Annotated in this window: 24 protein-coding genes and 1 tRNA gene; 18 read left to right on the forward strand and 7 right to left on the reverse strand. The window is 64.0% G+C overall.

Features of this window, described 5'->3' with window-relative positions; all coding sequences use genetic code 11:
• The first annotated feature begins 23 nt into the window (after positions 1 to 23).
• Positions 24 to 99: transfer RNA gene (locus F6X62_RS01070), tRNA-Phe, on the forward strand.
• Between the two features lie 71 nt (positions 100 to 170).
• On the opposite strand, the gene F6X62_RS01075 is transcribed toward F6X62_RS01070, so the two are convergent.
• Entirely contained in the window at positions 171 to 383 is a 213-nt protein-coding gene (locus F6X62_RS01075; RefSeq protein ID WP_151925521.1) for a hypothetical protein, read from the reverse strand.
• 190 nt (positions 384 to 573) lie between these two features.
• On the opposite strand from F6X62_RS01075, the gene ppk2 reads away from it, so the two are divergent.
• Complete coding sequence (ppk2, locus tag F6X62_RS01080) at positions 574 to 1,557, forward strand: polyphosphate kinase 2 (protein ID WP_153772451.1); 984 nt, start codon at positions 574 to 576, stop codon at positions 1,555 to 1,557.
• Between the two features lie 54 nt (positions 1,558 to 1,611).
• Here ppk2 and F6X62_RS01085 read toward each other — a convergent pair whose 3' ends face one another.
• From F6X62_RS01085 to F6X62_RS01095, 3 genes are all read right to left on the reverse strand, one after another.
• Positions 1,612 to 1,809, reverse strand: a complete 198-nt coding sequence (locus F6X62_RS01085) for a hypothetical protein (protein ID WP_054891701.1) — start codon at positions 1,807 to 1,809, stop codon at positions 1,612 to 1,614.
• Between the two features lie 184 nt (positions 1,810 to 1,993).
• Positions 1,994 to 3,100: an agmatine deiminase gene (gene aguA / locus F6X62_RS01090; protein WP_054891700.1), complete on the reverse strand. Its 1,107-nt coding sequence runs from the start codon at positions 3,098 to 3,100 to the stop codon at positions 1,994 to 1,996.
• Between the two features lie 240 nt (positions 3,101 to 3,340).
• A complete protein-coding gene (locus F6X62_RS01095) occupies positions 3,341 to 6,241 on the reverse strand; it encodes an aminotransferase (RefSeq protein WP_153772452.1) in 2,901 nt (966 codons plus the stop codon).
• A 277-nt stretch (positions 6,242 to 6,518) separates the two neighbouring features.
• Here F6X62_RS01095 and F6X62_RS01100 point away from each other — a divergent pair, with 277 nt between their 5' ends.
• The 13 genes from F6X62_RS01100 (at position 6,519) to F6X62_RS01160 (ending at position 18,774) form a co-directional block, all read left to right on the forward strand.
• Positions 6,519 to 7,265 carry a WbqC family protein gene (locus F6X62_RS01100; RefSeq protein WP_153772453.1) on the forward strand — a complete coding sequence of 249 codons (747 nt, stop codon included), beginning with the start codon at positions 6,519 to 6,521 and terminating at the stop codon, positions 7,263 to 7,265.
• Positions 7,262 to 7,990: a bifunctional 2-polyprenyl-6-hydroxyphenol methylase/3-demethylubiquinol 3-O-methyltransferase UbiG gene (locus F6X62_RS01105; RefSeq protein ID WP_153772454.1), complete on the forward strand. Its 729-nt coding sequence runs from the start codon at positions 7,262 to 7,264 to the stop codon at positions 7,988 to 7,990. The genes F6X62_RS01100 and F6X62_RS01105 overlap by 4 nt, the downstream gene beginning before the upstream one ends.
• Positions 7,987 to 8,838, forward strand: a complete 852-nt coding sequence (locus F6X62_RS01110) for an NAD(P)-dependent oxidoreductase (RefSeq protein WP_153772455.1) — start codon at positions 7,987 to 7,989, stop codon at positions 8,836 to 8,838. Before F6X62_RS01105 ends, F6X62_RS01110 begins: the two co-directional genes overlap by 4 nt.
• Complete coding sequence (locus tag F6X62_RS01115; RefSeq protein WP_153772456.1) at positions 8,835 to 9,812, forward strand: ATP-grasp domain-containing protein; 978 nt, start codon at positions 8,835 to 8,837, stop codon at positions 9,810 to 9,812. The genes F6X62_RS01110 and F6X62_RS01115 overlap by 4 nt, the downstream gene beginning before the upstream one ends.
• Complete coding sequence (locus F6X62_RS01120; RefSeq protein ID WP_153772457.1) at positions 9,793 to 10,512, forward strand: metallophosphoesterase; 720 nt, start codon at positions 9,793 to 9,795, stop codon at positions 10,510 to 10,512. Before F6X62_RS01115 ends, F6X62_RS01120 begins: the two co-directional genes overlap by 20 nt.
• A complete protein-coding gene (gene rffA, locus F6X62_RS01125; protein ID WP_153772458.1) occupies positions 10,509 to 11,654 on the forward strand; it encodes a dTDP-4-amino-4,6-dideoxygalactose transaminase in 1,146 nt (381 codons plus the stop codon). Before F6X62_RS01120 ends, rffA begins: the two co-directional genes overlap by 4 nt.
• 62 nt (positions 11,655 to 11,716) lie before the next feature.
• A complete protein-coding gene (rfbB, locus tag F6X62_RS01130; RefSeq protein WP_125930979.1) occupies positions 11,717 to 12,799 on the forward strand; it encodes a dTDP-glucose 4,6-dehydratase in 1,083 nt (360 codons plus the stop codon).
• A complete protein-coding gene (gene rfbA / locus F6X62_RS01135) occupies positions 12,796 to 13,671 on the forward strand; it encodes a glucose-1-phosphate thymidylyltransferase RfbA (RefSeq protein WP_125930980.1) in 876 nt (291 codons plus the stop codon). Before rfbB ends, rfbA begins: the two co-directional genes overlap by 4 nt.
• Positions 13,668 to 14,213: a dTDP-4-dehydrorhamnose 3,5-epimerase gene (rfbC, locus tag F6X62_RS01140; RefSeq protein WP_153772459.1), complete on the forward strand. Its 546-nt coding sequence runs from the start codon at positions 13,668 to 13,670 to the stop codon at positions 14,211 to 14,213. The genes rfbA and rfbC overlap by 4 nt, the downstream gene beginning before the upstream one ends.
• Entirely contained in the window at positions 14,210 to 15,070 is an 861-nt protein-coding gene (gene rfbD / locus F6X62_RS01145; protein WP_153772460.1) for a dTDP-4-dehydrorhamnose reductase, read from the forward strand. Before rfbC ends, rfbD begins: the two co-directional genes overlap by 4 nt.
• A gap of 37 nt (positions 15,071 to 15,107) precedes the next feature.
• Positions 15,108 to 16,922: an ATP-binding protein gene (locus tag F6X62_RS01150; RefSeq protein ID WP_054891730.1), complete on the forward strand. Its 1,815-nt coding sequence runs from the start codon at positions 15,108 to 15,110 to the stop codon at positions 16,920 to 16,922.
• Positions 16,919 to 18,322, forward strand: a complete 1,404-nt coding sequence (locus tag F6X62_RS01155; protein WP_153772461.1) for a sigma-54 dependent transcriptional regulator — start codon at positions 16,919 to 16,921, stop codon at positions 18,320 to 18,322. The genes F6X62_RS01150 and F6X62_RS01155 overlap by 4 nt, the downstream gene beginning before the upstream one ends.
• Complete coding sequence (locus F6X62_RS01160; RefSeq protein WP_153772462.1) at positions 18,319 to 18,774, forward strand: YiiD C-terminal domain-containing protein; 456 nt, start codon at positions 18,319 to 18,321, stop codon at positions 18,772 to 18,774. Before F6X62_RS01155 ends, F6X62_RS01160 begins: the two co-directional genes overlap by 4 nt.
• Positions 18,775 to 18,803: 29 nt before the next feature.
• On the opposite strand, the gene cysQ is transcribed toward F6X62_RS01160, so the two are convergent.
• Both cysQ and nudE read right to left on the reverse strand, forming a co-directional pair.
• Positions 18,804 to 19,631, reverse strand: coding sequence for a 3'(2'),5'-bisphosphate nucleotidase CysQ (gene cysQ / locus F6X62_RS01165; RefSeq protein ID WP_153772463.1), 828 nt, complete (start codon positions 19,629 to 19,631; stop codon positions 18,804 to 18,806).
• Positions 19,628 to 20,194: an ADP compounds hydrolase NudE gene (gene nudE, locus F6X62_RS01170; protein ID WP_153772464.1), complete on the reverse strand. Its 567-nt coding sequence runs from the start codon at positions 20,192 to 20,194 to the stop codon at positions 19,628 to 19,630. Before nudE ends, cysQ begins: the two co-directional genes overlap by 4 nt.
• Before the next feature lie 65 nt (positions 20,195 to 20,259).
• On the opposite strand from nudE, the gene yrfG reads away from it, so the two are divergent.
• On the forward strand, positions 20,260 to 20,922 hold the full coding sequence (yrfG, locus tag F6X62_RS01175) for a GMP/IMP nucleotidase (protein WP_153772465.1): 663 nt from the start codon (positions 20,260 to 20,262) through the stop codon (positions 20,920 to 20,922).
• Between the two features lie 45 nt (positions 20,923 to 20,967).
• On the opposite strand, the gene lysM is transcribed toward yrfG, so the two are convergent.
• Positions 20,968 to 21,408 (reverse strand): peptidoglycan-binding protein LysM, encoded by a 441-nt coding sequence (lysM, locus tag F6X62_RS01180; protein WP_054891686.1) that lies wholly within the window; start codon positions 21,406 to 21,408, stop codon positions 20,968 to 20,970.
• 175 nt (positions 21,409 to 21,583) lie between these two features.
• Here lysM and fdhD point away from each other — a divergent pair, with 175 nt between their 5' ends.
• Together fdhD and F6X62_RS01190 are read left to right on the forward strand one after the other, a co-directional pair.
• The gene (gene fdhD, locus F6X62_RS01185) at positions 21,584 to 22,414 is read left to right on the forward strand and encodes a formate dehydrogenase accessory sulfurtransferase FdhD (protein ID WP_153772466.1); all 831 of its coding nucleotides are present in this window, start codon (positions 21,584 to 21,586) and stop codon (positions 22,412 to 22,414) included.
• Between the two features lie 5 nt (positions 22,415 to 22,419).
• Positions 22,420 to 24,765 (forward strand): FdhF/YdeP family oxidoreductase, encoded by a 2,346-nt coding sequence (locus F6X62_RS01190; RefSeq protein WP_153772467.1) that lies wholly within the window; start codon positions 22,420 to 22,422, stop codon positions 24,763 to 24,765.
• Positions 24,766 to 24,933: the final 168 nt, after the last annotated feature.

A 24,933-nucleotide genomic window follows, 5' to 3' on the forward strand; every position in this document is an offset into this window, starting at 1 on the left:
AAAGCCTTTTAATGCGCCCCGTTGCCCAGATAGCTCAGTCGGTAGAGCAGAGGATTGAAAATCCTCGTGTCGGCGGTTCGACTCCGTCTCTGGGCACCAAAACACTAAAACCCTGAATCGAAAGATTCAGGGTTTTTTTATGCCTGCCACTTTTTATTCCAGCGACCTCACTAGTCCTGCGGATACAGAGAGCCGAACTCCTCCTCGCTCATGCACCCCAGGTAAGACACCGCCACCAGCTCCAGACCTTCGATAGACTCCAGCATCGGCCGGATAGCCGTACCCGGCAGTTTCTGTTCATCCTGGACAAAGACGTGACCCCGAAAGAACTGTACGCCGTCGTCGCCATAGCCGGTGCAGGTTGCGTAAAAGTAATGCTTCATCTCAACACTCCATATACCCCCGCGTTGTGCGAGGACTGCCACCAAGCTACGCATCAGCCAACCAAAGCATCAGTTGGAAAGCTGACGCTTCGTGTTCACACGATCAGCTCTGCGTTGATCAGCATCAAGGGGCCGACGGGCAAGTATCCATACACTGCTTGATGGATACCCGATCCCCGAAAGGACCTCCATGAGCGACGATTCCCCCCTCCCCCTGCCCAACCCCGTCGAAGCTGCTCCGGCTACGCCACTGCGTACACCGCGCCCTCGCAAGCGCAAACCGCAAGCGTCCATCACCCGGATCAGCCAGCAGCCTACCGCCCTGGAAGTCGCTACCGCCCCTAAAGGCAGTAACGAAGACAGCACCAGCGCGCGCCTGCCGGCCAGCTACCCCTACCGCACGCGCATGCGCCGCCAGGAGTACGAAAAGGCCAAGCACGCGCTGCAGATCGAGCTGCTGAAGGTGCAGAGCTGGGCGAAAGATACCGGCCAGCGCATCGTGGTGCTGTTCGAGGGGCGCGATGCAGCGGGCAAGGGCGGAACCATCAAGCGCTTCATGGAGCACCTGAATCCGCGAGGGGCTCGCATCGTAGCGCTGGAGAAGCCGTCCGAGCAGGAAAAGGGCCAGTGGTACTTCCAGCGCTACATCCAGCACCTGCCTACGGCGGGCGAAATGGTGTTCTTCGACCGCTCCTGGTACAACCGCGCCGGGGTCGAGCGGGTCATGGACTTCTGCTCACCGCTGCAGTACCTGGAGTTCATGCGCCAGGCACCTGACCTTGAGCGGATGCTGTGCAACAGCGGCATCCTGCTGTTCAAGTACTGGTTCTCGGTGAATCGCGAAGAACAGCTGCGCCGCTTCATCTCCCGGCGGGACGACCCACTCAAGCACTGGAAGCTGTCGCCAATCGACATCAAGTCGCTGGACAAGTGGGACGACTACACCGCCGCCAAGGAGGCGATGTTCTTTCATACCGACACCGCCGATGCGCCCTGGACGGTGATCAAGTCCGACGACAAGAAGCGCGCCCGGCTCAACTGCATCCGGCACTTCCTCCACTCGCTGGATTACCCCGGCAAGGATCACAGCGTCGCCCACGCGCCAGATCCACTGCTGGTGGGTCGTGCCGCTCGCGGGTTCGAGGAAGAGGACGCTACGGAGCTGGCCAGCTGAAACAAAAACGCCACCGTCGATACGGTGGCGTTTTCGTTATGCGATGCCTTGCCTTCAGTGCCAGACAGCAACCAGAGCCTCGAGCTCCGCTTCACTGAGCAGGCCTTGAGGGTAACGACCATCCAGAAGGCGGCGCGTATCGGTCTTCCTGACCCGGATGTTTCCATGGTGCTTCAACCATTGCGCCAGCACCTTGAGCGATTCGTGATTGATCGCCATTGGAGACAAAGCCGACTCACTTGTTGCATTCATTCGACACGTACTCCCTGGGGCCGTGAGCGGCTAAATTACTGTGAGATTGTTACAGAACAGCGTGGACCGCCGCCCCGAAACACCCCAGGGAAATGCAATACAAGAGCTGTGCCAGCGCGTGGATAAATCGTTTGCGCGAAGCAAAAGGGCCTGTCATTCGACAGGCCCTTTGAGTGTTCGGCGATCAGCGCTTGACCGGTGCCGGTTGCTGCTGGGTGAGGCAGTGGATGTTGCCACCGCCCAGCAACAGCTCGCGACCCGGGATCATCACCACTTCATGGTCCGGGAAGACCTTGGCCAGAATCGCTCTAGCCTGGGCATCTGCCGGGTCGTCGAAGCTCGGCGCGATGATGCCGCCGTTGACGATCAGGAAGTTCACGTAGGAGCCGGCCAGGCGCACCGACGGGTCACGCTCCTGGCTGCCAGCGACCTGGTCGACGCCAGCGCATTCTTCCTCGGTGGCGAACAGCGGCCCGGGAATGGGCATCTTGTGCACCACGAACTCGCGCCCCTTGGCATCTCGGGTGTTTTTCAGCACCTCGTAGGCAGCGTGGCAGCGCGCATAGTTGGGGTCGTTGGAATCATCGGTCCAGGCCAGTAACACTTCGCCCGGGCTGACGTAACAGCAGAAATTGTCGACGTGGCCGTCGGTTTCATCGTTGTACAGGCCTTCGGGCAGCCAGACGATGGTCTCGACTGCCAGATGTTCGCGCAGCACGTCTTCGATCTGCTCACGCGTGAGGTGCGGGTTGCGGTTGCGATTGAGCAGGCATTCTTCGGTGGTGATCAGGGTGCCTTCGCCGTCCACGTGGATCGAACCGCCCTCGAGCACGAAGCCTTCAGTGTGGTAGCGCTGGCAGCGCTCCATCTCCATGACCTTGGCGGCCAGTTCTTCGTCACGGTTCCAGGGCGCATACAGGCCGCCATCGAAACCGCCCCAGGCATTGAAGCCCCAGTCCACGCCACGCACTTCGCCATGATCGTTGATCACGAAGGTCGGGCCGGTGTCGCGGACCCAGGCGTCGTCGTTGCTGATCTCGACCACGCGAATATTGGGCAGGTCGAGCTGGCGGCGGGCATTTTCGTACTGGCCCGCAGATACCGCCACGGTGACCGGCTCGAAGCGGGCAATGGCCTTGGCCAGGGTGACGTGCGCCGCCTGCGCGGGCTTGCCGCCCAGACGCCAGTTGTCCGGGCGCTCCGGCCAGACCATCCATACCTGGGTTTGCGGGGCCCACTCGGCGGGCATGTGGAAACCGTCGGCGCGGGGAGTCGAGTTCAGGGTCTTCATGAGTAGCCTCTGGATGGCCCGGCAGGCTGGTGCCAGGGTTGATTGTGCGGGTGTCTGTCAGGGCCTCTTCGCGGGCAAGCCCGCTCCCACAGCGGCAGCATCAATTACCTGTGGGAGCGGGCTTGCCCGCGAAGGGCCAGCGAATACGACCAATCTAACCGATAGATATCGACTTTTAAAGCTTGAAATAAAATCAAAATAGATATTTCAAGAAATTTAATCGATATAAATCGATTTAGATCAACTCAGTTCCGCCAACACACGGTCCACGCAATCGACGAAGTAGTCCACGCTCTGCCGCGTGGTGCACATCGGCGGCTTGATCTTGAGGATGTTCAGGTAGTCTCCCGTGGGCTGCATGAAGATCCCCAGGTCGCGCAGGCGATCGCACAGGACCATGGTCTCCTCGGTGGCCGGTTCCAATGTCTGGCGGTCACGCACCAGTTCCAGCCCCAGGTAGAAGCCCGAGCCGTGGGCAGCACCAGCAAGCGGATGTTTATCGACCAACGCTTGCAAGCGCGCCTTGAAGTGGCGGCCAACATCGCGGGCGTTATCCCACAGCCCTTCGTCGCGCATCACATCCAGCACTGCCATGCCGATGCGGCAGCTCACCGGGCTGCCCCCGGCCGAGGAGAAGAAATAACCCTCGGCCTCGAGCGCTTCGGCGATGTCGCGCCGGGTGATCACCGCCCCCAGCGGCTGGCCATTACCCATGCCCTTGGCCATGGTGATGATGTCCGGCACCACGCCCTGCTCCTCGAAGCCCCAGAAGTACTCGCCCAGGCGGCCGTAACCAACCTGCACTTCATCGGCGATGCACACACCGCCGCGCGCCCGCACCTTTGCATAGGCCTCGCGCAGGTAGCCCTGGGGCAGCGAGATACCGCCGGCATTGCCGTACACAGGCTCGCAGATCATCCCTGCAAGCTGGCGGCCACGGGCATCCAGGTCGGCGAGCTTGGCGTCGACATCGCGCAGGTAATCACTGGCACTGTCAGCGCCGCGGTAACGGCCGCGGAACGTATTGGGCGCCTCTACCGGATGCACCCAGTCCGGTCGGGTTTCCAGAGCCTGGGGATTGTCGGCGATCGAGGTGGAGATAGCATCGGTGGCCACCGACCAGCCGTGATAGGCCTCCAGCACGCTGAGCAGGTCACGCCCGCCGCTGTAGGCCCAGGCCAGACGGATCGCCAGATCGTTGGCCTCGGTACCGCTGTTGACCAGAAACACCCGGTCGAAGCCTTCCGGCGCTAATTCGAGCAGACGTTCGGAGAACTCGGCGATGGCCGCGTAGTGGAAGCGCGAGTTGGTATTGACCAGCGACCACTGCCGCGCCGATTCGGCGACCATGCGCGGATGCCCATGCCCGAGCACCGCCACGTTGTTGAGCATGTCCAGGTAGGAACGCCCCTGCATGTCGATCAGGTAGTTGCGCCAGCCGCGCTCGATATGCGGCGGCTGGGCGTAGTAGTGCTTCTGCGAGCGGGCGAAGCTGGCATCGCGCCGCGCCAGCAGGGCCTGGGCATCGACCAGCGGCTCGGCATCGCAGTCGAAGCCCAGCAGTGCCGCCGGCGACGGGCAAAGCGCCAGCCAGGCCTGTGCCTGGGACGGTTTGGCAAAGAACGGCGGCGCAATGTTCGGATCCAGGCACAGCTGTACGCTCAGGAAGCCACAGGTCGAACCGAGCATCTGGCCCTTGCGCACCGATTCGCCATCCTCCGGCGCCTGCTCCAGGCCGCTCAGCCACAGCCCCCAACCGGCGGAGCTCAGGCACCCGCGGCCATCGCCCGTGCTCAGCCAGATACCGGTTTGCGGCGCGTGCAACACCGTGCCGCCCGGCAGGTTCAGTTCCACGCCCAAGGCACAGGTGGCAGGCTCGTCAGGGCGGTCAAAATGGGTTTGCGACAGACGGTACTGCCCATGCAGCGTGGTGGCGGGAGCCGGGGTGGCAAGCAACAGGTGCTGGTCGAATCCAGGCTGCTGCCAGTTTCCAGCCTCGCAGTGCGGGCTCAGCACCCCCAGATCGAGCCGACGCACGGTCTGGCCGGCCAGGCTCGGCAGCAGTGCTGCACAGTCGCCGAGGTCCAGGGTGTCCGGGGCAAGGCCCGCGGCCTGCAGGATCGCCGCTTCCATCAGGGCGGCAGGCACAGCAGTGGCGGTATCGAAGATTTCCCACTCATGGGCGATGTTGTCGCGGGTGTACTGGTTGTCCGGATCGACGGTGAGTTGCTGCTCGCTGCTGAGCACCAGCACCGCGGAACGGTTGAGCACCAGCGGCCACAAGGCGCGCAATTCGGCTTCGCTCAGCGGATTGACCGCCTGGTAGGCCGCAACCACCGGCAAGATCCGTAGCGGATCGCCTTCGGCATGATGCAGCAAGGCCGCGCAGGTGACCGAGAGGTCGGCGATACGCCAGGTGTGTGACAGGTCGCCGAAGTCGATAACGCCTTGCGCCTGCCACTGACGATGCTCGTCAAGCGCCCAGACCACGTTGTCATCGGTGATGTCCAGATGCACCGCCTGCGTCGGAAGCTGTCCGACCAGCGGCTGCAGACGCGCCCGCGCCTGACTGGCCACACCCTCGACGCGCTCGCGCCGGGCCTCGTCCTTGATGACCGGCAGCAGGTGCTCGATCAACTCCTCGGCATGGCGTGGGTCCCACTGCAGCGTGCGCTCCAGCCCCGGGTGCTCGAAACCGGCCAGGGCCTTGCCGAGTTGTGCACACAGCGCCCCCAGCTCGGCCATCAGCCTATCCGGCATGTGCTTGAGGCGGGTCAGCGGCTGGCCTTCAATGTACTCGAGCAACCGGCCACGCAGGGCCTGCCCGCCGATTTCCAGCGCCAGCAGCCCCTCACCATTGAGCGCCGGGCGCACCGCAGGCACCGGTAAACCCTGCCCGCGCAGGTAGGCGAGTGCAGCATGCTGCGCTTCGAGCTCGACCTGGGCATAGCTGCCATGGCAGAGCTTGAAGACGAAGCGTCCCTGCTCGCTGTCCAGCCGGAAGTTCACGTCCTGCTGGCTACCGAGGGGCACCAGCGCGCCGTGCAGGCCGTAATAGGCCTGCAGGGCATGGCTGGCCTGCACCTCGGAAACCTCGGGACGTGGAAGGCTGGAGCGGTGGATCAGGGTGTGCAACGGCATGGTGCGAACCTCGGCCTCTTTTTTGCTTATATCGCCATTACCACTGCCCGGAAGCAAGGGGGTGAAGCGCAGACTGTCGTTGCCAATCTGCAACGATCATTGCCAAAGCCGCGCCCCAGAAGGCCTGGCCTCGCCCGCTGTCCACCAGGAGCTCGATGTCGATGCACGCTGCACCACTGTTGTTGTCGCCTCTCCCGCACCGGCTCCTTGACGCCGTGGCATCGTCGCGCCAACTGCCTGCGTCAGAAGTCCGTCATCCAGACACAGGGGCAGGGTCATGAAGAAAGTCGCCATCCTGCAATCGAACTACATCCCCTGGAAGGGCTACTTCGACCTGATCGCCGCCGTGGACGAGTTCATCCTCTACGACGACATGCAGTACACCAAGAACGACTGGCGCAACCGCAACCAGATCAAGACGCCCAAAGGCGTGGAATGGCTGACCGTCCCTGTCGGCCAGGACATCGACCGGCGCATCCGCGACGTCGAGCTGCACGACCAGCGCTGGCAGATCAAACACTGGAAAACCTTGGAAGCCAACTACGCCAAGGCCCCGCATTTCAAGGCTATCGCCGAATGGCTCAAGCCGCTGTACATGGAACAGGCCCACCGCCATCTCAGCACCCTGAACCACAGGCTGTTGCAGGCCATCTGTGGGTATCTGGGCATCGGCACACGCATCAGCCACTCCTGGGACTATCGCCTGGGTGAAGGCAAGAGCGAACGCCTGGTCGAGTTGTGCCTGCAAGCCGGTGCCAGCGAATACCTTTCCGGCCCCGCCGCGCGCGACTACCTGGATGAAAGCCTGTTCGCCGCACAGGGCATCACCGTCAGTTGGTTCGACTACAGCGGCTACCCCCAATACCCGCAGCAGTGGGGTGATTTCACCCATGGCGTGACCATCCTCGACCTGCTGTTCAACTGTGGCCCGGACGCACCGCGCTTCATGAAGCATGTGCGACCACCGGCTCCTGAATCCACCGCGCCGACGGGCGCAGCACCCGACATGCGAGTCTCCCCATGAGCAATGCACTAGACAGCTACATCGGCGCCTACAGTGATCGTTTCGGCTTCGCTTTCGACAACGACATCATGCTCAACTGGTATCCCCAGCGGATCATGAAGCTATGCCAGGAACATCACTCGATTCTGGAACTGGGCGTCGGCCACGGTTTCTCGACCAACCGCTTCTCGCGCTTCTTCGCCTCTCATACGGTGATCGACGGCTCACCCTCGGTCATCGCCCAGTTCCGCAAAAACTACCCCGACAGCCCGGTCGAGATCGTCGAAAGCTATTTCGAGCAGTTCGACACCGATCGGACCTTCGACCTGATCGTGATGGGCTTCATCCTCGAACACGTCGACAACCCGCAGCAGGTCCTGGAGCACTTCCGTCGCTTCCTCGCGCCTGGCGGCCGACTGTTCGCCCTGGTGCCCAATGGCGAGTCGCTGCACCGGCGTATCGGCCACGCGGCAGGCAAGCTCGACGACATGATGAAGCTGGGCCAGGGTGACCTGGAACTGGGCCACCAGCGCACCTACTCGGTCAGCCGCCTGACCGATGAGCTGGAGCAGGCCGGCTATCGCATCGTGCGCAAGGAGGGGGTATTCCTCAAGCCGCTGATGACCTCGCAACTGCAGCCGCTGGGGCTGTCCAACGAGATCATCGAAGGGATGTGCACGGTCGGCATCGACTATCCCGAGCTCTGCTGCGCCCTGATGTTCGAGGCCCAGGTCGAGCCGACATGAGAAGCCTGTTGATCGGCAGCACCTCGGTCATCGGCCAGGCCATCGCCGCCCGGCTTGCCATGCTGGGTGAAGTCAGGACCGCCGGGCGTCGCGAAGCGGACTTCCCGTTCGACCTGGAGCGGTCAGACAACCCGCCCTTCGATGGCGGGCATTTCGATACCGTGGTGCTGGTGGCCGCCGCCTTCGGCGGGACCTCCAGCGAAGCGCTGATCCAGGCCGAACAGGTCAACGCGGTCGGTACCCTGCGCGCTTGCGAGCTTGCTGCGCAAAGCGGCGCCCGACACCTGATCCTGGTGTCTTCGGTGTTCGCAGGCTTTAACGCCGACGACCCTCACTACAACATCTATTCGCTGTCGAAGCGCCATTCCGAGGAGCTTGCACAGCTGTTCTGCAAGCAACGCGAAATCGCCCTGACCATCCTGCGTCCCAGCCAGGTCTACGATGCAGCCGGTGCCTGCCGCAAACACCAGGGACTGCTGTACCTCATCGCCGAAACGGCGCGCGCAGGCAAGACGGTGCAGCTGTATGGCAACAACGACGCGCAGCGCAACTACCTGTTCCTGGACGACCTGGCCGAGATCGTGAAACGCGTGGCGCAGCGCACGGTGGTCGGTCGCTTCGACTGCGTGCACCCGCACAGCCCCAGGCTGTCGGAGATCGCCGAAGCGGCCTTTGCCGCCTGCGCCCGCAGCGCCGACATCCACTTCCTGCGCGACAAGCCGGACATCGCCGACATGCCGGCCATGCAGGCCGATGCGCAACTGCACCAGGCCATCGACTATTGGCCAGCCACCGACATTCGTACCGGCCTGCAACTGATGCAGGCTCATCAGGAGGCCCAGCAATGACCACGGCAATGGTCACCGGCGTCGGCGCGATAATGGGCTACGGCCTGCTGAAATCGCTGCGCGCCGCCGACCCGACGATCAGGCTGCTGGGCACCGACATCTACGACGATGCGGTAGGCCAGGCCTGGTGTGACCACTTCGAACAGGCCCCGTTGACCGCCGACCCCAGGTATCAGGACTGGCTGCTGCAGATGATCGAGCAGTACCGGGTCGATCTGCTGATTCCCGGTATCGAACAGGATGTGCACTGGCTCGACGAACACCGTGACGCACTGGCTGCCACCGGCTGCCGGATTGTGCTCAACGATGCCCGGCTGATCAGCCTGTCGCGCGACAAATACGCCATGGACCAGGCCCTGCTGGCACATGAAGACGACGCCCGTATCCCCAGCCATCTGACCGGCGACTTTGCCTCGCTTTCGCAGCAGCTGGGCCTGCCGTTCCTGCTCAAGCCACGGCGCAGCTACGCTTCCAAGGGCCTGGTGTGGGTCCGCGAAGAGCGTGATTTCACACCCTGGGCACCCCTTCTCGGGGAGGTGCTGATGGCCCAGCCGATCATCGGCAGCGCCAGCCAGGAGTACACCGTGGCGGTGTTCGGTGACGGCCAGGGCGGCATCTGCGCCGCGATCACCTTCCAGCGCAGCCTGGCCTCTGACGGCTCCACAGCCAAGGCCAAAGTGCGCCACGACGCCAGCCTGGATGCTGTGGTGACGCGCCTGTGCCAGCACTTCAAACCGGTCGGGCCCACCAACCTGCAGTTCCGCCGGGCAGACGACGGCACCTGGAAGCTGCTGGAGATCAATCCCCGGATCTCTTCCACCAGTTCCATCCGCACCGCTTTCGGCTACAACGAGGCCGCCATGTGCCTGGCCTGGTATCTCAAGGGCGAAAGGCCCCGGCAACCAGCGCTGCGCGCAGGTTTTGCTGTGCGCTACATCGAGGACTACGTGGTTCATGATCGGGATCATTTCTGACATCCACGGCAATTTCGCCGCACTGTCCACCGTGCTCGCCGAGCTCGATCGGATGGGTGTGGACGAGATCATCTGCCTGGGCGACACCGCCGGTTACTACAGCCAGGTCAACGAGTGCTGCGATACCTTGCGCGCTCGCGGGATCTTCTCGCTGATGGGCAACCACGATGCCTACATCGCGCTCAACCAGCCCTGCCCACGCTCCAACAGCGCCAATGCTTGCCTGGACTATCAGCGCGAGGTACTCAGCGCCGACAACCGCCGCTGGCTCGAAAGCCTGCCGGAGCGTGCCAGCCTGCACGGCCTGGAGTTGATCCACGGTGGCTGGAACGACCCACTCGACGAATATCTCGAGCCCAGCGAAGCCTATTTCGCTGAACACCCGGGGCGCTTCTTCGTCTCCGGCCACAGCCATGTGCAGTTCCTCTGGCAGGGCCGCGACAAGACCTGGTGCAACCCCGGCTCGGTCGGCCAGCCCCGCGACGGCGACCCTCGAGCGGCCTTCGCCACATGGGACGGCCAACGCTTCGCGCTCTACCGCATCGCCTATGACATCGAGGCCGCGCAACGTGCCATGGCACACGCAGGCTTCACCGACTATTTCTACGAGAACCTTGCCAAGGGCACGCAGATCGGCGGGCGCGTCAGCGCGATCCGCAGCGACCTTCCGCCCGCGAACTCTGCAGGAAACCGCCCATGAGCCTGGAAAAGATCCCCTTCAACCGCCCCTACATGACCGGCAAGGAGTTCCACCACATTGCCGAGGCCAACCTGGGCCAGATGCTTGCCGGTGACGGACCGTTCACCAAGCGCTGCCATGCCTGGCTCGAGGAGCGTACCGGCAGCAGCAAGGCGCTGCTGACCCATTCCTGCACCGCAGCGCTGGAGATGTGCGCGCTGCTGCTCGACCTCCAGCCCGGCGATGAAGTGATCATGCCGTCCTACACCTTCGTCTCCACCGCCAATGCTTTCGTCCTGCGCGGCGCGGTGCCGGTGTTCGTCGATATCCGCGAAGACACGCTCAACCTCGACGAACGCCTGATCGAAGCTGCCATCACCCCACGCACCAAGGCCATCGCCGTGGTCCACTACGCTGGAGTCGCCTGCGAGATGGACAGCATCCTGGCCATCGCCCACAGGCACGGCCTGAAGGTGGTGGAGGATGCCGCGCAAGGCGTCATGTCCAGCTACAAGGGGCGTGCGCTGGGCAGCATTGGTGATCTGGGAGCGTTCAGCTTCCATGAAACCAAGAACGTCATCAGCGGCGAGGGCGGAGCCCTGCTGGCCAACGATCCAGAGCTGGTGATGCGCGCGGAAATCATCCGCGAGAAGGGTACCGATCGCAGCCGCTTCTTCCGCGGCCAGGTCGACAAGTACACCTGGCAGGAGGTCGGATCGTCGTTCCTGCCCGGCGAGCTGACCGCCGCCTTCCTCTGGGCACAGTTGCAGGAAGCCGAAGCGATCACCAACAGCCGCCTGGCTACCTGGGCGCGCTATCACCACGCCCTCGTTGGCCTCGAGGCGGACGGGCTGCTGCGCAGGCCGATCATCCCGCAGGACTGCCAGCACAACGCCCATATGTACTATGTGCTGCTCGCCCCGGGCATTGACCGTCAGGCCGTGTTGCAGAGGATGCGAGACGAAGAGGTGTATCCCGTGTTCCACTATGTGCCACTGCATTCCTCGCCCGCCGGCGAGCGCTACGGACGTGCACATGGCTCGATGCAGCTCACCGACGAACTGTCAGACCGCCTGGTACGCCTGCCGCTGTGGTGCGGCCTGGGCGATGAACGTCAGGACAGGGTGATTTCAGCCTTGAGTACCGCGCTCGCGCGCCGTTGAAACAACGGCTGTTGCGCGCCTGCAGCACAATGCCACTACCACCAGCAGGATAGTCACACCCCATGCGTATTCTCATTACCGGCGGTGCCGGCTTCATCGGTTCGGCGCTGATCCGCTACTTGATCGGCCATACCGACAACGAAGTGCTGAACCTCGACAAATTGACCTACGCCGGCAACCTCGAGTCGCTGCGCGGTATCGCCGATAACAGCCGCTATGAGTTCGTACAGGCCGATATCGTGGATCAGGAGACCGTCAGCGCTGTCCTCGAACGTTTTCAGCCTGATGCGATCATGCACCTGGCCGCCGAGTCGCACGTCGATCGCTCCATCGACGGGCCGGCAGCATTCATCCAGACCAACATCACCGGCACCTATACCTTGCTGGAGGCCACTCGCGCGTGGTGGAGTCGCCAGCCGGAAGAGGCACGCGCCGCGTTCCGCTTTCACCACATCTCCACCGACGAGGTGTACGGCGATCTGCACGGTGCGGACGACCTGTTCCGCGAAACCACGCCCTATGCCCCAAGCTCGCCCTACTCGGCCAGCAAGGCGGCATCCGACCATCTTGTCCGCGCCTGGCATCGTACCTACGGCCTGCCGGTGCTGATCACCAACTGCTCGAACAATTACGGCCCATATCACTTCCCCGAGAAACTCATCCCGTTGATGATCCTCAACGCCCTCGCCGGCAAGCCACTACCGGTGTACGGCAACGGCCAGCAAGTGCGTGACTGGCTGTTCGTCGAGGACCATGCCCGCGCGCTGCTCAGGGTGGTGACCGCAGGCAAGGTCGGCGAGACCTACAACATCGGCGGGCACAACGAACAGAAGAACCTCGATGTAGTACACGCGCTCTGCAATCTGCTCGAAGAACTCGCGCCCCAGCGGCCCGCCAACATCGTCCACTTCAGTGACCTCATCACCTTCGTCCAGGACCGCCCCGGCCACGACCTGCGCTACGCCATCGACGCGGGCAAGATCGAGCGCGAGCTGGGCTGGGTGCCGGAGGAGACCTTCGAGTCCGGTCTGCGCAAGACCGTGCAGTGGTACCTCGACAACCTGGAATGGTGCCGCCACGTCCAGGATGGCAGCTATCAGGGTGAGCGCCTGGGCAATTCCGACTTCAAGGACCTGATCGCATGACCAAGGGCATCGTCCTCGCCGGAGGCTCCGGTACACGCCTGCACCCCATCACCCTCGGCGTGTCGAAACAGCTGCTGCCGATCTACGACAAACCGATGATCTACTACCCGATCTCGGTGTTGATGCTTGCCGGCATCCGCGACATCCTGCTCATCTCCACACCTCAGGACTTGCCGCAGTACCGCCAGCTGTTCGGCGACGGCAGCCAGTTCGGCATCAACCTCAGCTACGCCGAGCAGCCCTCGCCTGATGGCCTGGCCCAGGCCTTCCTGATTGGCGAAGACTTCATCGGCGACGATTCGGTGTGCCTGATCCTCGGCGACAACATCTTCCATGGCCAAGGTTTCAGCGAACAGTTGCTGCGTGCGGTCAACCGCCCCTCCGGTGCGACGGTATTCGGCTACCTGGTCAAGGATCCGGAGCGCTTCGGCGTGGTCGAGTTCGACGCGCAAGGCAATGCCCTGTCCATCGAGGAAAAGCCGGTCGCGCCGCGCTCCAGCTACGCGGTGACCGGCCTGTATTTCTACGACAACGATGTGGTCGAGATCGCCAAGGGTGTGCGTCCCTCGCCTCGGGGTGAACTGGAAATCACCGACATCACCAACGCCTATCTCAAGCGCGGCGACTTGAGGGTCGAACGCTTCGGTCGCGGGTTCGCCTGGCTCGATACCGGCACCCACGACAGCCTCCTGGAGGCTTCCCAGTATGTGCAGACCATCGAGCACCGCCAGGGTTTGAAAGTGGCATGCCTGGAAGAAATCGCCTATCAGAAGGGTTGGATCTGCCGGGAAAGGCTGCTGGCCAAGGCCAACGAACTGAAAAAAACCGGCTACGGCCAATACCTGAGCAAACTGGCTGAAGAAACGCCATGAACGTCATCAATACCGCTATCCCCGAAGTCCTCATCATCGAACCCAAGGTATTCGGTGACAGCCGTGGTTTCTTCTTCGAAAGCTTCAATGCCCGCACCTTCGCCGAACGCACCGGCGTCCATGCCGAGTTTGTTCAGGACAATCATTCGCGCTCCCAGCAAGGCGTACTGCGCGGTCTGCATTACCAGTTGCAGAACCCGCAAGGCAAGCTGGTCCGCGTGACCCTGGGCGAGGTGCTGGACGTGGCCGTGGACATCCGCCGCGGCTCACCGACCTTCGGGCGCTCGGTCAGCGCACGCCTGTCCGCCGAGAACCACCGCCAGATGTGGATCCCTGCGGGCTTCGCCCACGGTTTCGTGGTACTCAGCGAGTCGGCCGATTTCCTGTACAAGACCACCGACTATTACAACCCCGCTGCCGAACGCTGCATTCGCTGGGACGATCCGCAGTTGGCCATCGACTGGCAACTGACGTCGGCACCGCTGCTGTCAGCCAAGGACCAGGCCGGGGTGCTGCTTCAGGACGCGGAGCTGTTCCCATGAAGATCCTCGTCTGCGGCCGCAACGGCCAGGTCGCCCGGGCCCTTCAGCAGGCACTGGCCGGGCTTGGCGAGCTGCACCTGCTCGGCCGCGACCAGCTCGACCTGGCTCACCCCGAAGCCGTGCGTGAGCCTCTGCGCCAGCTCGCCCCGGACCTGATCATCAACGCCGCGGCGCACACTGCGGTAGACCAGGCCGAAAGCGAAGCGTCGCTGGCTCACGCGATCAATGCCGAAGGTCCGCGGGTGTTGGCCGAGGAAGCGGCACGCCTGGGTGCGCCGCTGATCCACTACTCCACCGACTACGTATTCGACGGCAACAAGACAACGCCTTATGTCGAGGATGACCCGGTGCATCCGCTGGGCGTCTACGGCCAGAGCAAACTCGCAGGCGAGCAGGCGATTGCTGCGGTCGGCGCCGAGCACCTGATTCTGCGTACCAGCTGGGTGTATTCGCTGCATGGGCGCAACTTCCTGCTGACCATGCAACGCCTGCTGCAGGAGCGCCCGCAATTGAAGGTGGTCGACGACCAGATCGGCGCACCGACCTGGGCCGGGACGATCGCCGCCAGTACCCGCGCCTTGATCGAGCGCTGGCAGGCCGGCCAGGCGGGTGCGTGGGGCACTTATCACCTGACGGCCCAGGGCGAAACCTCCTGGTTCGGCTTCGCCCAGGCCATCGCCGAGCAGTTGAAGGCCCGCGACCTGCCCTGCGCCGAACTGCTGCCGATTCCCAGCAGCGAATATCCGACCCCGGCCCGCCGCCCGCTCAACTCTCGCCTGGACTGCTCACGCCTGGCACGTGAATGGCAGGTCAGCCAGCCGCATTGGCAGCAAGCGCTGATCGACTGCCTGAAGTAGCGCATAATTGCGCCAGTTCATTCTGGCGCACTTGGCGATGACCTCGACTTCAATCACTTCGCAACGACCCCGCTGGCGCAGCCTGGCCCTGCTGGCCCTGTGCCTGGCTCCGCTGCTGTGGCCGCTGCATCATCTTGCCGAGCGCTACTACCAGGACCAACTGGCCTCGCAGAACCGCCAGACCCTCGACCTCTATGTCGCCAACCTGCTCGGCACCCTGCACCGCTACGAGACCCTACCGCAGATCCTCGGTGACCTGCCGGCCCTGCGTGGCGTGCTGGCCGACCCGTTCAGGCTGGAGGCGGTGACCAACGCCAATCGCCTGTTGCGCGAGATCACCCAGCAGACCGGCGCCGAAGTGATGTACCTGATGGACGTCAGCGGCAACACCCTGGCGGCCTCCAACTGGGACAAGCGCGACAGCTTCGTCGGCCGCAACTTCGCCTTCCGCCCGTACTTCATCGAAGCGATGGAAGGGCGCCTGGGCCGCTTCTTCGGCCAGGGCACCACCTCGGCCAAGCGCGGCTACTTCTTCGCAGCCGCGGTGCGTGACGGTGAACGTGTGATCGGCGTGCTGGTGGTCAAGGTCGACCTCGACCACACCGAAACCCTCTGGGGACGCACCCCGGAACAATTGCTGCTGACCGACCAGTACGGCGTGGTGGTGCTCACCTCGCGCCCGGAGTGGCGTTTCCGCGCCACCCGTGTACTGAGCGAAGCAGAACGCAAGGCGATGATCGCCATCCAGCCTTACCCAACCCAGGCCCCGCAACCACTGCGCCTGGAGCCCGAGGCCTGGCTGACCCAGACCCGCGATATCAAGGAGACCGGCTGGCAGGTGAGCATCCTTGCGCCGCGTATCCTGGTCGATCGCTCGGTGCAGACCGTCATGGCCATCGGCGCCGGCGCGTTGCTGGTAACCATGCTCCTGGCCGGGCTGGTGATGCAGCGCCGCCGCCACTACATGGACCGCATCGAACTGGAGGCCCGTGGCCGCCAGGAACTGGAAAACCGCGTGGTGGCGCGCACCGCCGACCTCGAATGGCTGAACAACCGCCTGAAGAACGAAGTGCTGGAGCGCGAGCAGGCACAGCAGGAACTGGTACGCGCCCAGGACGAGCTGGTCCAGGCCGGCAAGCTGTCGGTGCTTGGCACCATGTCGGCGAGCATCAGCCACGAACTCAACCAACCGCTGGCGGCGATCCGCAGCTACGCCGAGAACGCCGAGATCCTGCTCGATCACCAGCGCACCGAGGATGCCCGTGGCAACCTCAAGCTGATCGGCGAACTGACCGGACGCATGGCCTCGATCATCGCCCACCTGCGCGCCTTTGCCCGCCGCGACCGGCATGCCCCGGAAAGCGTGGCCCTGCAACCGGCGCTGGACGATGCCCTGGCATTGCTGGCCAAGCGCCGTCGGGCGATGGCGGTAGAACTGATCCGCGATCTACCGGACGCCACCCTGTGGGTCCAGGCCGGTGAAACCCGCCTGCGCCAGGTGCTCGGCAACCTGCTGGCCAACGCCCTTGACGCACTCACCGAAAAAGCCAACCCACGCCGCCTCTGGCTGAGTGCCGAGACGCGCGACGACTGCGTCTACCTGTACATTCGCGACAACGGCCCGGGCTTTACCCGGCAAGCGCTGGAGCATGCCAAGGAACCCTTCTTCACCACCAAGACCCGTACCCAGGGTCTTGGCCTGGGCCTGGCGATCTGCGAAAGCCTGATGCGTGCGCTCGGTGGCGAGCTGCTGATGGGCAACCACCCGGAAGGGGGCGCGCTGCTCACCCTGCAACTGCGCATCGCAGCCCCCGGCGCCAACCTGAAACCTTCGGAGGACTCCTCGGCATGACCGAGACACTGATCGACAGTCAAACCCAGGTCATCCTGGTCGATGACGATCCGCACCTGCGCCAGGCCCTGAGCCAGACCCTGGACCTGGCAGGCCTCAAGGTTGCCGCCCTGGCCGACGCCCAGGGCCTGGCCGAGCGCATCGAGCCCGACTGGCCTGGCGTGGTGGTCAGCGATATCCGCATGCCCGGTATCGACGGCCTGCAACTGCTGGAGCAATTGCACACACGCGACAGCGAACTGCCTGTGTTGCTGATCACCGGCCACGGCGATGTGCCGCTGGCAGTCCAGGCGATGCGTGCCGGGGCCTATGACTTCCTGGAGAAACCCTTCGCCAGCGATGCCCTGCTCGACAGCGTGCGTCGGGCCCTGGCGCTGCGCCGCCTGGTGCTGGACAACCGCAGCCTGCGCCTGGCCCTGAGCGATCGCCAGCAGTTGTCGACACGGTTGGTCGGCCATTCACCCTTGATGCAGCGCCTGCGCGAACAGATCGGCGCCTTGGCAGGCACCCGTGCCGACGTGCTGATCCTCGGCGAAACCGGCGCTGGCAAGGAGGTGGTCGCGCGTGCCCTGCACGACCTGTCGAGCCGCCGCGACGGCCCGTTCGTGGCCATCAACGCCGGCGCCCTGGCCGAGTCAGTGGTCGAGAGCGAGCTGTTCGGCCACGAACCCGGCGCCTTCACCGGCGCGCAGAAGCGCCGTATCGGCAAGTTCGAGTTCGCCAACGGTGGCACGCTGTTCCTCGACGAAATCGAGAGCATGAGCCTGGACGTGCAGGTCAAGCTGCTGCGCCTGCTGCAGGAGCGCGTGGTCGAGCGCCTGGGCGGCAACCAACTGATACCGCTGGACATCCGCGTGATCGCCGCGACCAAGGAAGACCTGCGTCAGTCGGCCGATCAAGGGCGTTTCCGCGCCGACCTCTACTACCGCCTGAACGTCGCACCGCTGCGCATCCCGGCGCTGCGCGAACGCGGTGACGACATCCTGGTGCTGTTCCAGCACTTCGCCGATGCCGCCAGCCAACGTCACGGCCTGGCACCGCATACCCTGCAACCGGCGCAGCGGGCCATGCTGTTGCGTCACGAATGGCCAGGCAACGTACGCGAGCTGCAGAACGCGGCAGAGCGCTTCGCCCTTGGCCTGGAGCTGGCCCTGGACGGCCAGGCGCCCTCTGCCACCGACAGCGCCGAACCGGCACGTGTCAGCAACCTCAGCGAGCAGGTGGAGCAGTTCGAGCGTTCGCTGATCGCCGCCGAGCTGAACCAGCCGCACAGCTCCATGCGCAGCCTGGCCGAGGCCCTCGGCATCCCGCGTAAAACGTTGCACGACAAACTGCGCAAGCACGGTCTGAGCTTCGCCGACGGCATCAGCCATGACGATCACGAGGAGCCGCGGCCATGACCACCGACAGCCAGTACCTGCAGGCAGTCCTGCACAGCGATATACCGCTGACACGAGAAATGGGCATGCAAGTCATCGACTGGCACGAGCAGTGCCTGCGTCTGCAATTGCCGCTGGCGCCCAACGTCAACCACAAGAGCACCATGTTCGGCGGCAGCCTCTACTGCGCCGCCGTACTTGTCGGCTGGGGCTGGCTGCACCTGCGTCTGCGCGAGCTGGGGATCGATGATGGGCATATCGTCATCCAGGAGGGGCAGATCAGCTACCCGTTGCCCGTGACCGGTGTAGCGGTAGCACGCTGCCCGGCACCGGACGAAAAGGCCTGGGAGCGCTTCCTGACGATGTACCAGCGTCGCGGCCGGGCGCGCCTGACCCTGGAGACGGAGGTGAGCAATGCGGGGAGTGAAGAGGCGGCAGTGAGATTCAGCGGGCAGTATGTGCTGCACCGCTGATCAGGCGAGGAGCGAGGCGGCTTCGGTAATTACTGCCCGATAGCCGCTGCAATGACTTTTTGCCGCCATGGCGCCTTGGCCGGCAGCGCCAGGAAGAACGGATTGAGCAGCGACTCCCGCGCCGGGTAGCGGAACGGCTGGCCATCCAACCCGATCACCTCGCCCCCCGCGCCTTCGACTACCCCCTGCGCCGCCGCGGTATCCCACTGCGAGGTCGGCGCCAGGCGCGGGTAGAAATCGGCAGCGCCCTCGGCCAGCAAGCAGAACTTCAGCGAGCTGCCGATATTGGCCAGTTCCAACGCGCCAACCTCGGCACCGAGCCCAGCCAGCAAGGCTTCCTGCTCGGGGCTGGTATGGCGGCGGCTGGCAACCACGGTGAAACGGCCATCGGCAGGTGGCGCGTTGCGCACGTGAATCGGCTGAGGCTCTGCCTGTAGCTCTGCACGCCATGCACCCAGATCACGACCACCGAAGTAACAGCGGCCACTGGTCGGCATCGACACCACGCCAAACACCACCTCGCCGCGCTCGATCAGGGCAATGTTGACGGTGAATTCCTCGCTGCCGGCGATGAACTCCTTGGTGCCATCCAGCGGATCGACCAGCCACCAACGCGACCAACCCTCGCGGGTGGCCAGCGGGATGTTGCAGTCTTCCTCGGACAACACCGGAATCTGCGGTGCCAGCACCTGCAGGCCGTCGGCGATGATCCGGTGGGCGGCCAGGTCGGCAGCGGTCACCGGCGAGTCATCGGCCTTGTTGGTGACTGCGACGCCAGAGCGCCAGAACGGCAGGATCGCCTCGCCCGCCAGTTGCGCCAGTTTCACCACTTCGTGCATCAGTTGCAGGTCGTTCATGCGCTCAGCAGCCCCCGCTGGATCAGCAGGTCACGGGCCAGGTACAACGCTGCCAGCGCTCGCCCTTCGCTGAATTGCGGGTGCATGGCCAGGGCCGAGAGTTCGCGCAGGTTGACCTTGTCGACGCGCATCGGCTCGGGCTCATCGCCTTCCAGGCGCTCTTCGTAAAGGTCAGTGGCCAGCACCACCTGGATCTTCTGGCTCATGTAGCCGGGCGACAGCGACAGCTCGGTGAGGTGCTCCAGTTGCCGTGCACCGAAACCGGCTTCTTCCTTGAGCTCACGATCAGCGGCGGCCAGCACGTCCTCGCCCGGCTCGATCAGGCCCTTGGGCAGCGACAGCTCGTATTCGTCGGTGCCACCGCAGTACTCCTCGACCAGCACCGCATGCTCGGCGTCGAGCATGGCCACGATCATCACCGCCCCATAACCGTTGCCTCGACCGACCAGGCGCTCGTAGGTGCGCTCGTTGCCATTGGAGAAGCGCAACTGCACCGCTTCGACCCGGAACAGGCGGCTGCTGGCGACGATCTCGCGACTGAGGACAGTGGGTTTCTGGCGCATGGGTGCGGCTCCTTGGCGTGAACGGGTTACTATACCGTGGCTTGCCGACCGATCGAGAATTTCCAATGCCTGTTCTGCCCTGGTCCGCCATCGATACCGTCCTGCTGGACATGGACGGCACCCTGCTCGACCTGCACTACGACAACCGCTTCTGGCTCGAACACCTGCCCCAGCGCTACGCCGAGCTGCATGGCGTAAGCCGCGCGATGGCCGAGCTGGAGCTGCGACCGCTGTTCGAGCGCCATGCTGGCACCCTGAACTGGTATTGCCTGGACTTCTGGAGCCGCGAACTGCGCCTGCCGATCCGCGAACTCAAGCGCGAGATCGCCGACCTGATTGCCCTGCGTCCGGACGCCGACACCTTTCTTGCCGCCATCGGCAAGGCTGGCAAGCGCGTGGTGATGATCACCAACGCCCACCGCGACTCACTGTCGCTGAAGCTCGAGAAGGTGCAGCTTGCGCCGTATTTCGAACGGCTGATCAGCTCGCACGACTACGGCTACCCGAAAGAGAGCCCGCAGTTCTGGGATGCCCTGCGCGCCGATATCGGCTTCGAGCCCGCGCGCAGCCTGTTCATCGACGACACCCTGGCGATCCTGCGCAGTGCGCAGCGGTTCGGGGTGGGGCATCTGCTGGCAGTGCGCCAGCCCGATAGCCGAGCGGATGTGCGCGATACGCAGGAATTTGCGGCGGTCGAGGATTACCGGGAGTTGTTGCTGGGGCTTTGAGGGCCTCATCGCGGGACAAGCCCGCGATGAGCGCAACACCGATCCTCAGTCAGGAATGCGCAGCACCTGCCCCGGATAGATCTTGTCCGGATGTGACAACAACGGCTTGTTGGCCTCGAAGATCTTCTGGTATTTGCTGGCATCGCCATACTCGGCCTTGGCGATCGCACTCAGGGTGTCGCCCTTCTTCACCGTGACGAACCGGGCCGCCTGCGCCACCGGCCCGGTGACGGTGATCTGGTCATCCACCGAAGCCACCCCGGCGATGTTGCCTGCCGCCAGGATGATCTTCTCCTTCTCCTCCTGACTCGCCACCTCGCCCTTGAGGATGACCTTGTCACCCTCTACGGTGGCCGAAATGTTCGGATTGCCCAGGCCCACGCTCTCCACGTGCTTCTTCAACTGTTCCTCGGCATTGGCATTGCCGGGGGTCAGCAGATCGATCAACTTCTCGCCGGCTTCCTTCACGAAACTGAACAGGCTCATGACGCGCTCCTTGTTGATGATTCCTCGGAACCTGAGAGTCTAGGCCAGGAATCCTTACCCCGCTCCACTGCGACCAATCGACGCGGTCTATCAGGGCATCGACCCTAGCGATTAGACGCGGCGCGCCCACAAGCCTAGGCTTGTGCAAGTAAAAAGCCGCCGGTGATCCGCCCCGATGAACAGCAAGCCTCCGGTCTGTGCGGCATCAACGCCTCTGTCACTGCCTGCCGCCAGCAACATCTACGACTACGTGCAACTCTCCGACCAGGCGAGCGACAGTACGCCCCTGGCCGAAGAAGTCGCCCTGGCGATCGTCTACAACGGCCTCAACCAGGCGGTGATGCTGGTCAGCCCGACCGATCTGGAAGATTTCGCCGTTGGCTTCAGCATTGGCAGCGGCATCGTCTCCAGCACTGAAGACATCTACGACCTGAAGCTCTCCGGCAGCGGTTCGGCGCTGTATGCCGACCTCGAGATCTCCAGCCGTGCGTTCTGGAACCTCAAGGACCAGCGCCGCCAGTTGGCCGGTACCAGCGGCTGCGGCCTGTGTGGCGTCGAGGCCCTGGAGCAGGCGTTGCCCGAACTCGAGGCTCTGCCCGGCGCGCCCCTGCCGCCGGTGGAATGGCTCAAGGACCTGCGCCAACGCATCGACGCCTTCCAGCCCCTGGGCCAGCACTGCGGCGCTGTTCATGCGGCGCTGTTCATGGACCGCCACGGCGAACTGCTGCTGGGCCGCGAAGACATCGGCCGGCACAACGCCCTCGACAAGCTGATCGGTGCCCTGCTGCGCCAGCGCATCGACACCCACGGCGGCCTGGCCATCGTCACCAGCCGCTGCAGCCTGGAGCTGATCCAGAAAGTCCTGCGTGCCGGCATCCAGACCCTGGTCAGCCTGTCGGCACCGACCGGCCTTGCCCTGCAATGGGCACGCAAGCACAACCTCAACCTCATCCATCTGCCCAAACACAGCGCACCGCGGGTATTCAGCCCAGCGGCGGAGTCGTAAAAGCCGTGACCTCCTTCGAGAAACTTCCAGACAACGCCCCCGCTTCCACCCCACGCTACAAGCCCTACCACGGCCCAGCCGGCGGCTGGGGCGCACTGCGCAGCGTGGCCAAGGCCTGGGTCGGCAGCGACAACGCGCTGAAGAACCTGCGTGCACTTCTCAAGACCAACCAGAACGGCGGCTTCGACTGCCCTGGCTGCGCCTGGGGCGACTCGCCCGAGAGCGGCATGGTCAAGTTCTGCGAGAACGGCGCCAAGGCCGTCAACTGGGAGGCCACCAAGCGTCGCGTCGACGCCGCCTTCTTCGCCCGCTACAGCGTCAGTGCGTTGCTTGAGCAGAGCGATTACTGGCTCGAGTACCAGGGCCGCCTGACCGAGCCGATGGTCTATGACCCGGCCAGCGACCGTTACCAGCCGATTGCCTGGGATGCAGCCTTCGAGCTGATCGCCAGCCACCTCAAGGCGCTGGAGTCACCAGACCAGGCCGAGTTCTATACCTCCGGGCGGGCCAGCAACGAGGCGGCGTACCTGTACCAACTGTTCGTGCGCGCCTTCGGCACCAACAACTTCCCTGACTGCTCGAACATGTGCCACGAGGCCAGCGGCGTGGCCCTGGGGCAGAGCGTCGGCGTCGGCAAGGGCACCGTCACCTACGACGACTTCGAACATGCCGACGCGATCTTCGTCCTGGGCCAGAACCCCGGCACCAACCATCCACGCATGCTCGACCCGCTGCGCGATGCCGTGAAGCGCGGCGCCCAGGTGGTCTGCGTCAACCCGCTCAAGGAGCGCGGCCTGGAACGCTTCCAGCACCCACAACATCCACTGGAGATGTTGCTCAACAGCGACCGGCCGACCAATACCGCGTTCTTCCGCCCGGCACTGGGTGGCGACATGGCGCTGCTGCGCGGCATGGCCAAGTTCCTGCTGCAGTGGGAGCGTGAGGCTCAAGCCAATGGCGAACCTGCGATCTTCGATCACGTGTTCATCGCCGAGCACGGCCAGGGCGTGAACGAGTACCTGGCGGTGGTCGATGCCACGCCGTGGGAGCAGATCGTCGAACAGTCAGGCCTGACCCTTGACGATATCGAGTTGTCGGCACGCATGTACTGCAAAGGCAAACGCGTGATCATGTGCTGGGCGATGGGGATCACCCAGCACCGCCACTCGGTGCCGACCATCCAGGAAATCGTCAACCTGATGCTGCTGCGCGGCAATATCGGTGTGCCTGGCGCCGGCCTGTGCCCGGTACGCGGCCACAGCAACGTACAGGGCGACCGCACCATGGGCATCAACGAGCGCCCGCCGGTAGCCCTGCTCGATGCCATCGAGAAGCGCTTCGGCTTCCCGGTGCCACGCAGCAACGGTCACAACACGGTCGAGGCGATCCACGCCATGCTCGAAGGCCGGGCCAAGGTGTTCATCGGGCTGGGCGGCAACTTCGCCCAGGCCACCCCGGATACCGAGCGCACCGCCCAGGCCCTGCGCAACTGTGCGCTGACCGTGCACATCAGCACCAAGCTCAACCGCAGCCACCTGATCCATGGCCAGCAGGCATTGATCCTGCCGTGCCTGGGCCGCACCGATATCGACCTGCAGGCCGAAGGCCCGCAGGCGGTCACGGTGGAAGACTCGTTCAGCATGGTCCACGCCTCCAACGGCCAGTTGCGCGCGCTGTCCAAGCAGATGCGCTCGGAACCTGCGGTGGTCGCCGGCATCGCCGCCGCCACCCTGGGCAACCATCCTGTGGACTGGAACTGGGTAGTGGCCGACTACGATCGGATCCGCGACCTGATCGCCGATACCATCCCCGGTTTTGCCGACTTCAACCAGCGCCTGAACCTGCCGGGTGGTTTCTACCTGGGCAACAGCGCCGGCAGCCGCCAGTGGAAGACCGCAAGCGGCCGCGCCAACTTCAAGCCCAACCTGCTGCCCGACACCCTGCTCGACGAGCGCGTACGCGCCAGCGGCCAGGTGCCTGACCTGATCATGCAGTCGATGCGTTCGCACGATCAGTACAACACCACCATCTACGGCCTGGACGACCGCTACCGCGGCGTGCGCGGCCAGCGCGAGGTACTGTTCGCCAACGAGGCCGACATCATTCGCCTGGGCTTCCAGCCAGGGCAGAAGGTCGACATCGTGTCGTTGTGGGGCGATGAGCATGTGCGTCGGGTGGAGGGTTTCACCCTGCTGGCTTTCGACATTCCGGCGGGGCAGGCAGCCGCCTACTACCCCGAGGTGAATCCGCTGGTTCCACTGGAGAGCATCGGCGACGGCAGCCACACGCCAACCTCGAAGTTCATCGCCATCAAGCTCGAGGCGGCGCGCGGGGACGGGCGTATCATCTGAAAGGCGCGGGCCGTCCCGCGCTGACGGCCTACCAGAAAACAAAAAGCCCCGGCGTAGTAACCGGGGCTTTTTGTTGTCTCAAGTAACCTGAGACCGACAAAAACGAATAAAGTTTCATAGCCAAATCAGCAAGTTAGGAAATTGTGTACAACTCGTGCTACTCGTCGG

It is taken from the genome of Pseudomonas sp. MNR3A (genome assembly GCF_009650575.1).
GTDB classification, from domain to species: domain Bacteria; phylum Pseudomonadota; class Gammaproteobacteria; order Pseudomonadales; family Pseudomonadaceae; genus Aquipseudomonas; species Aquipseudomonas machongensis.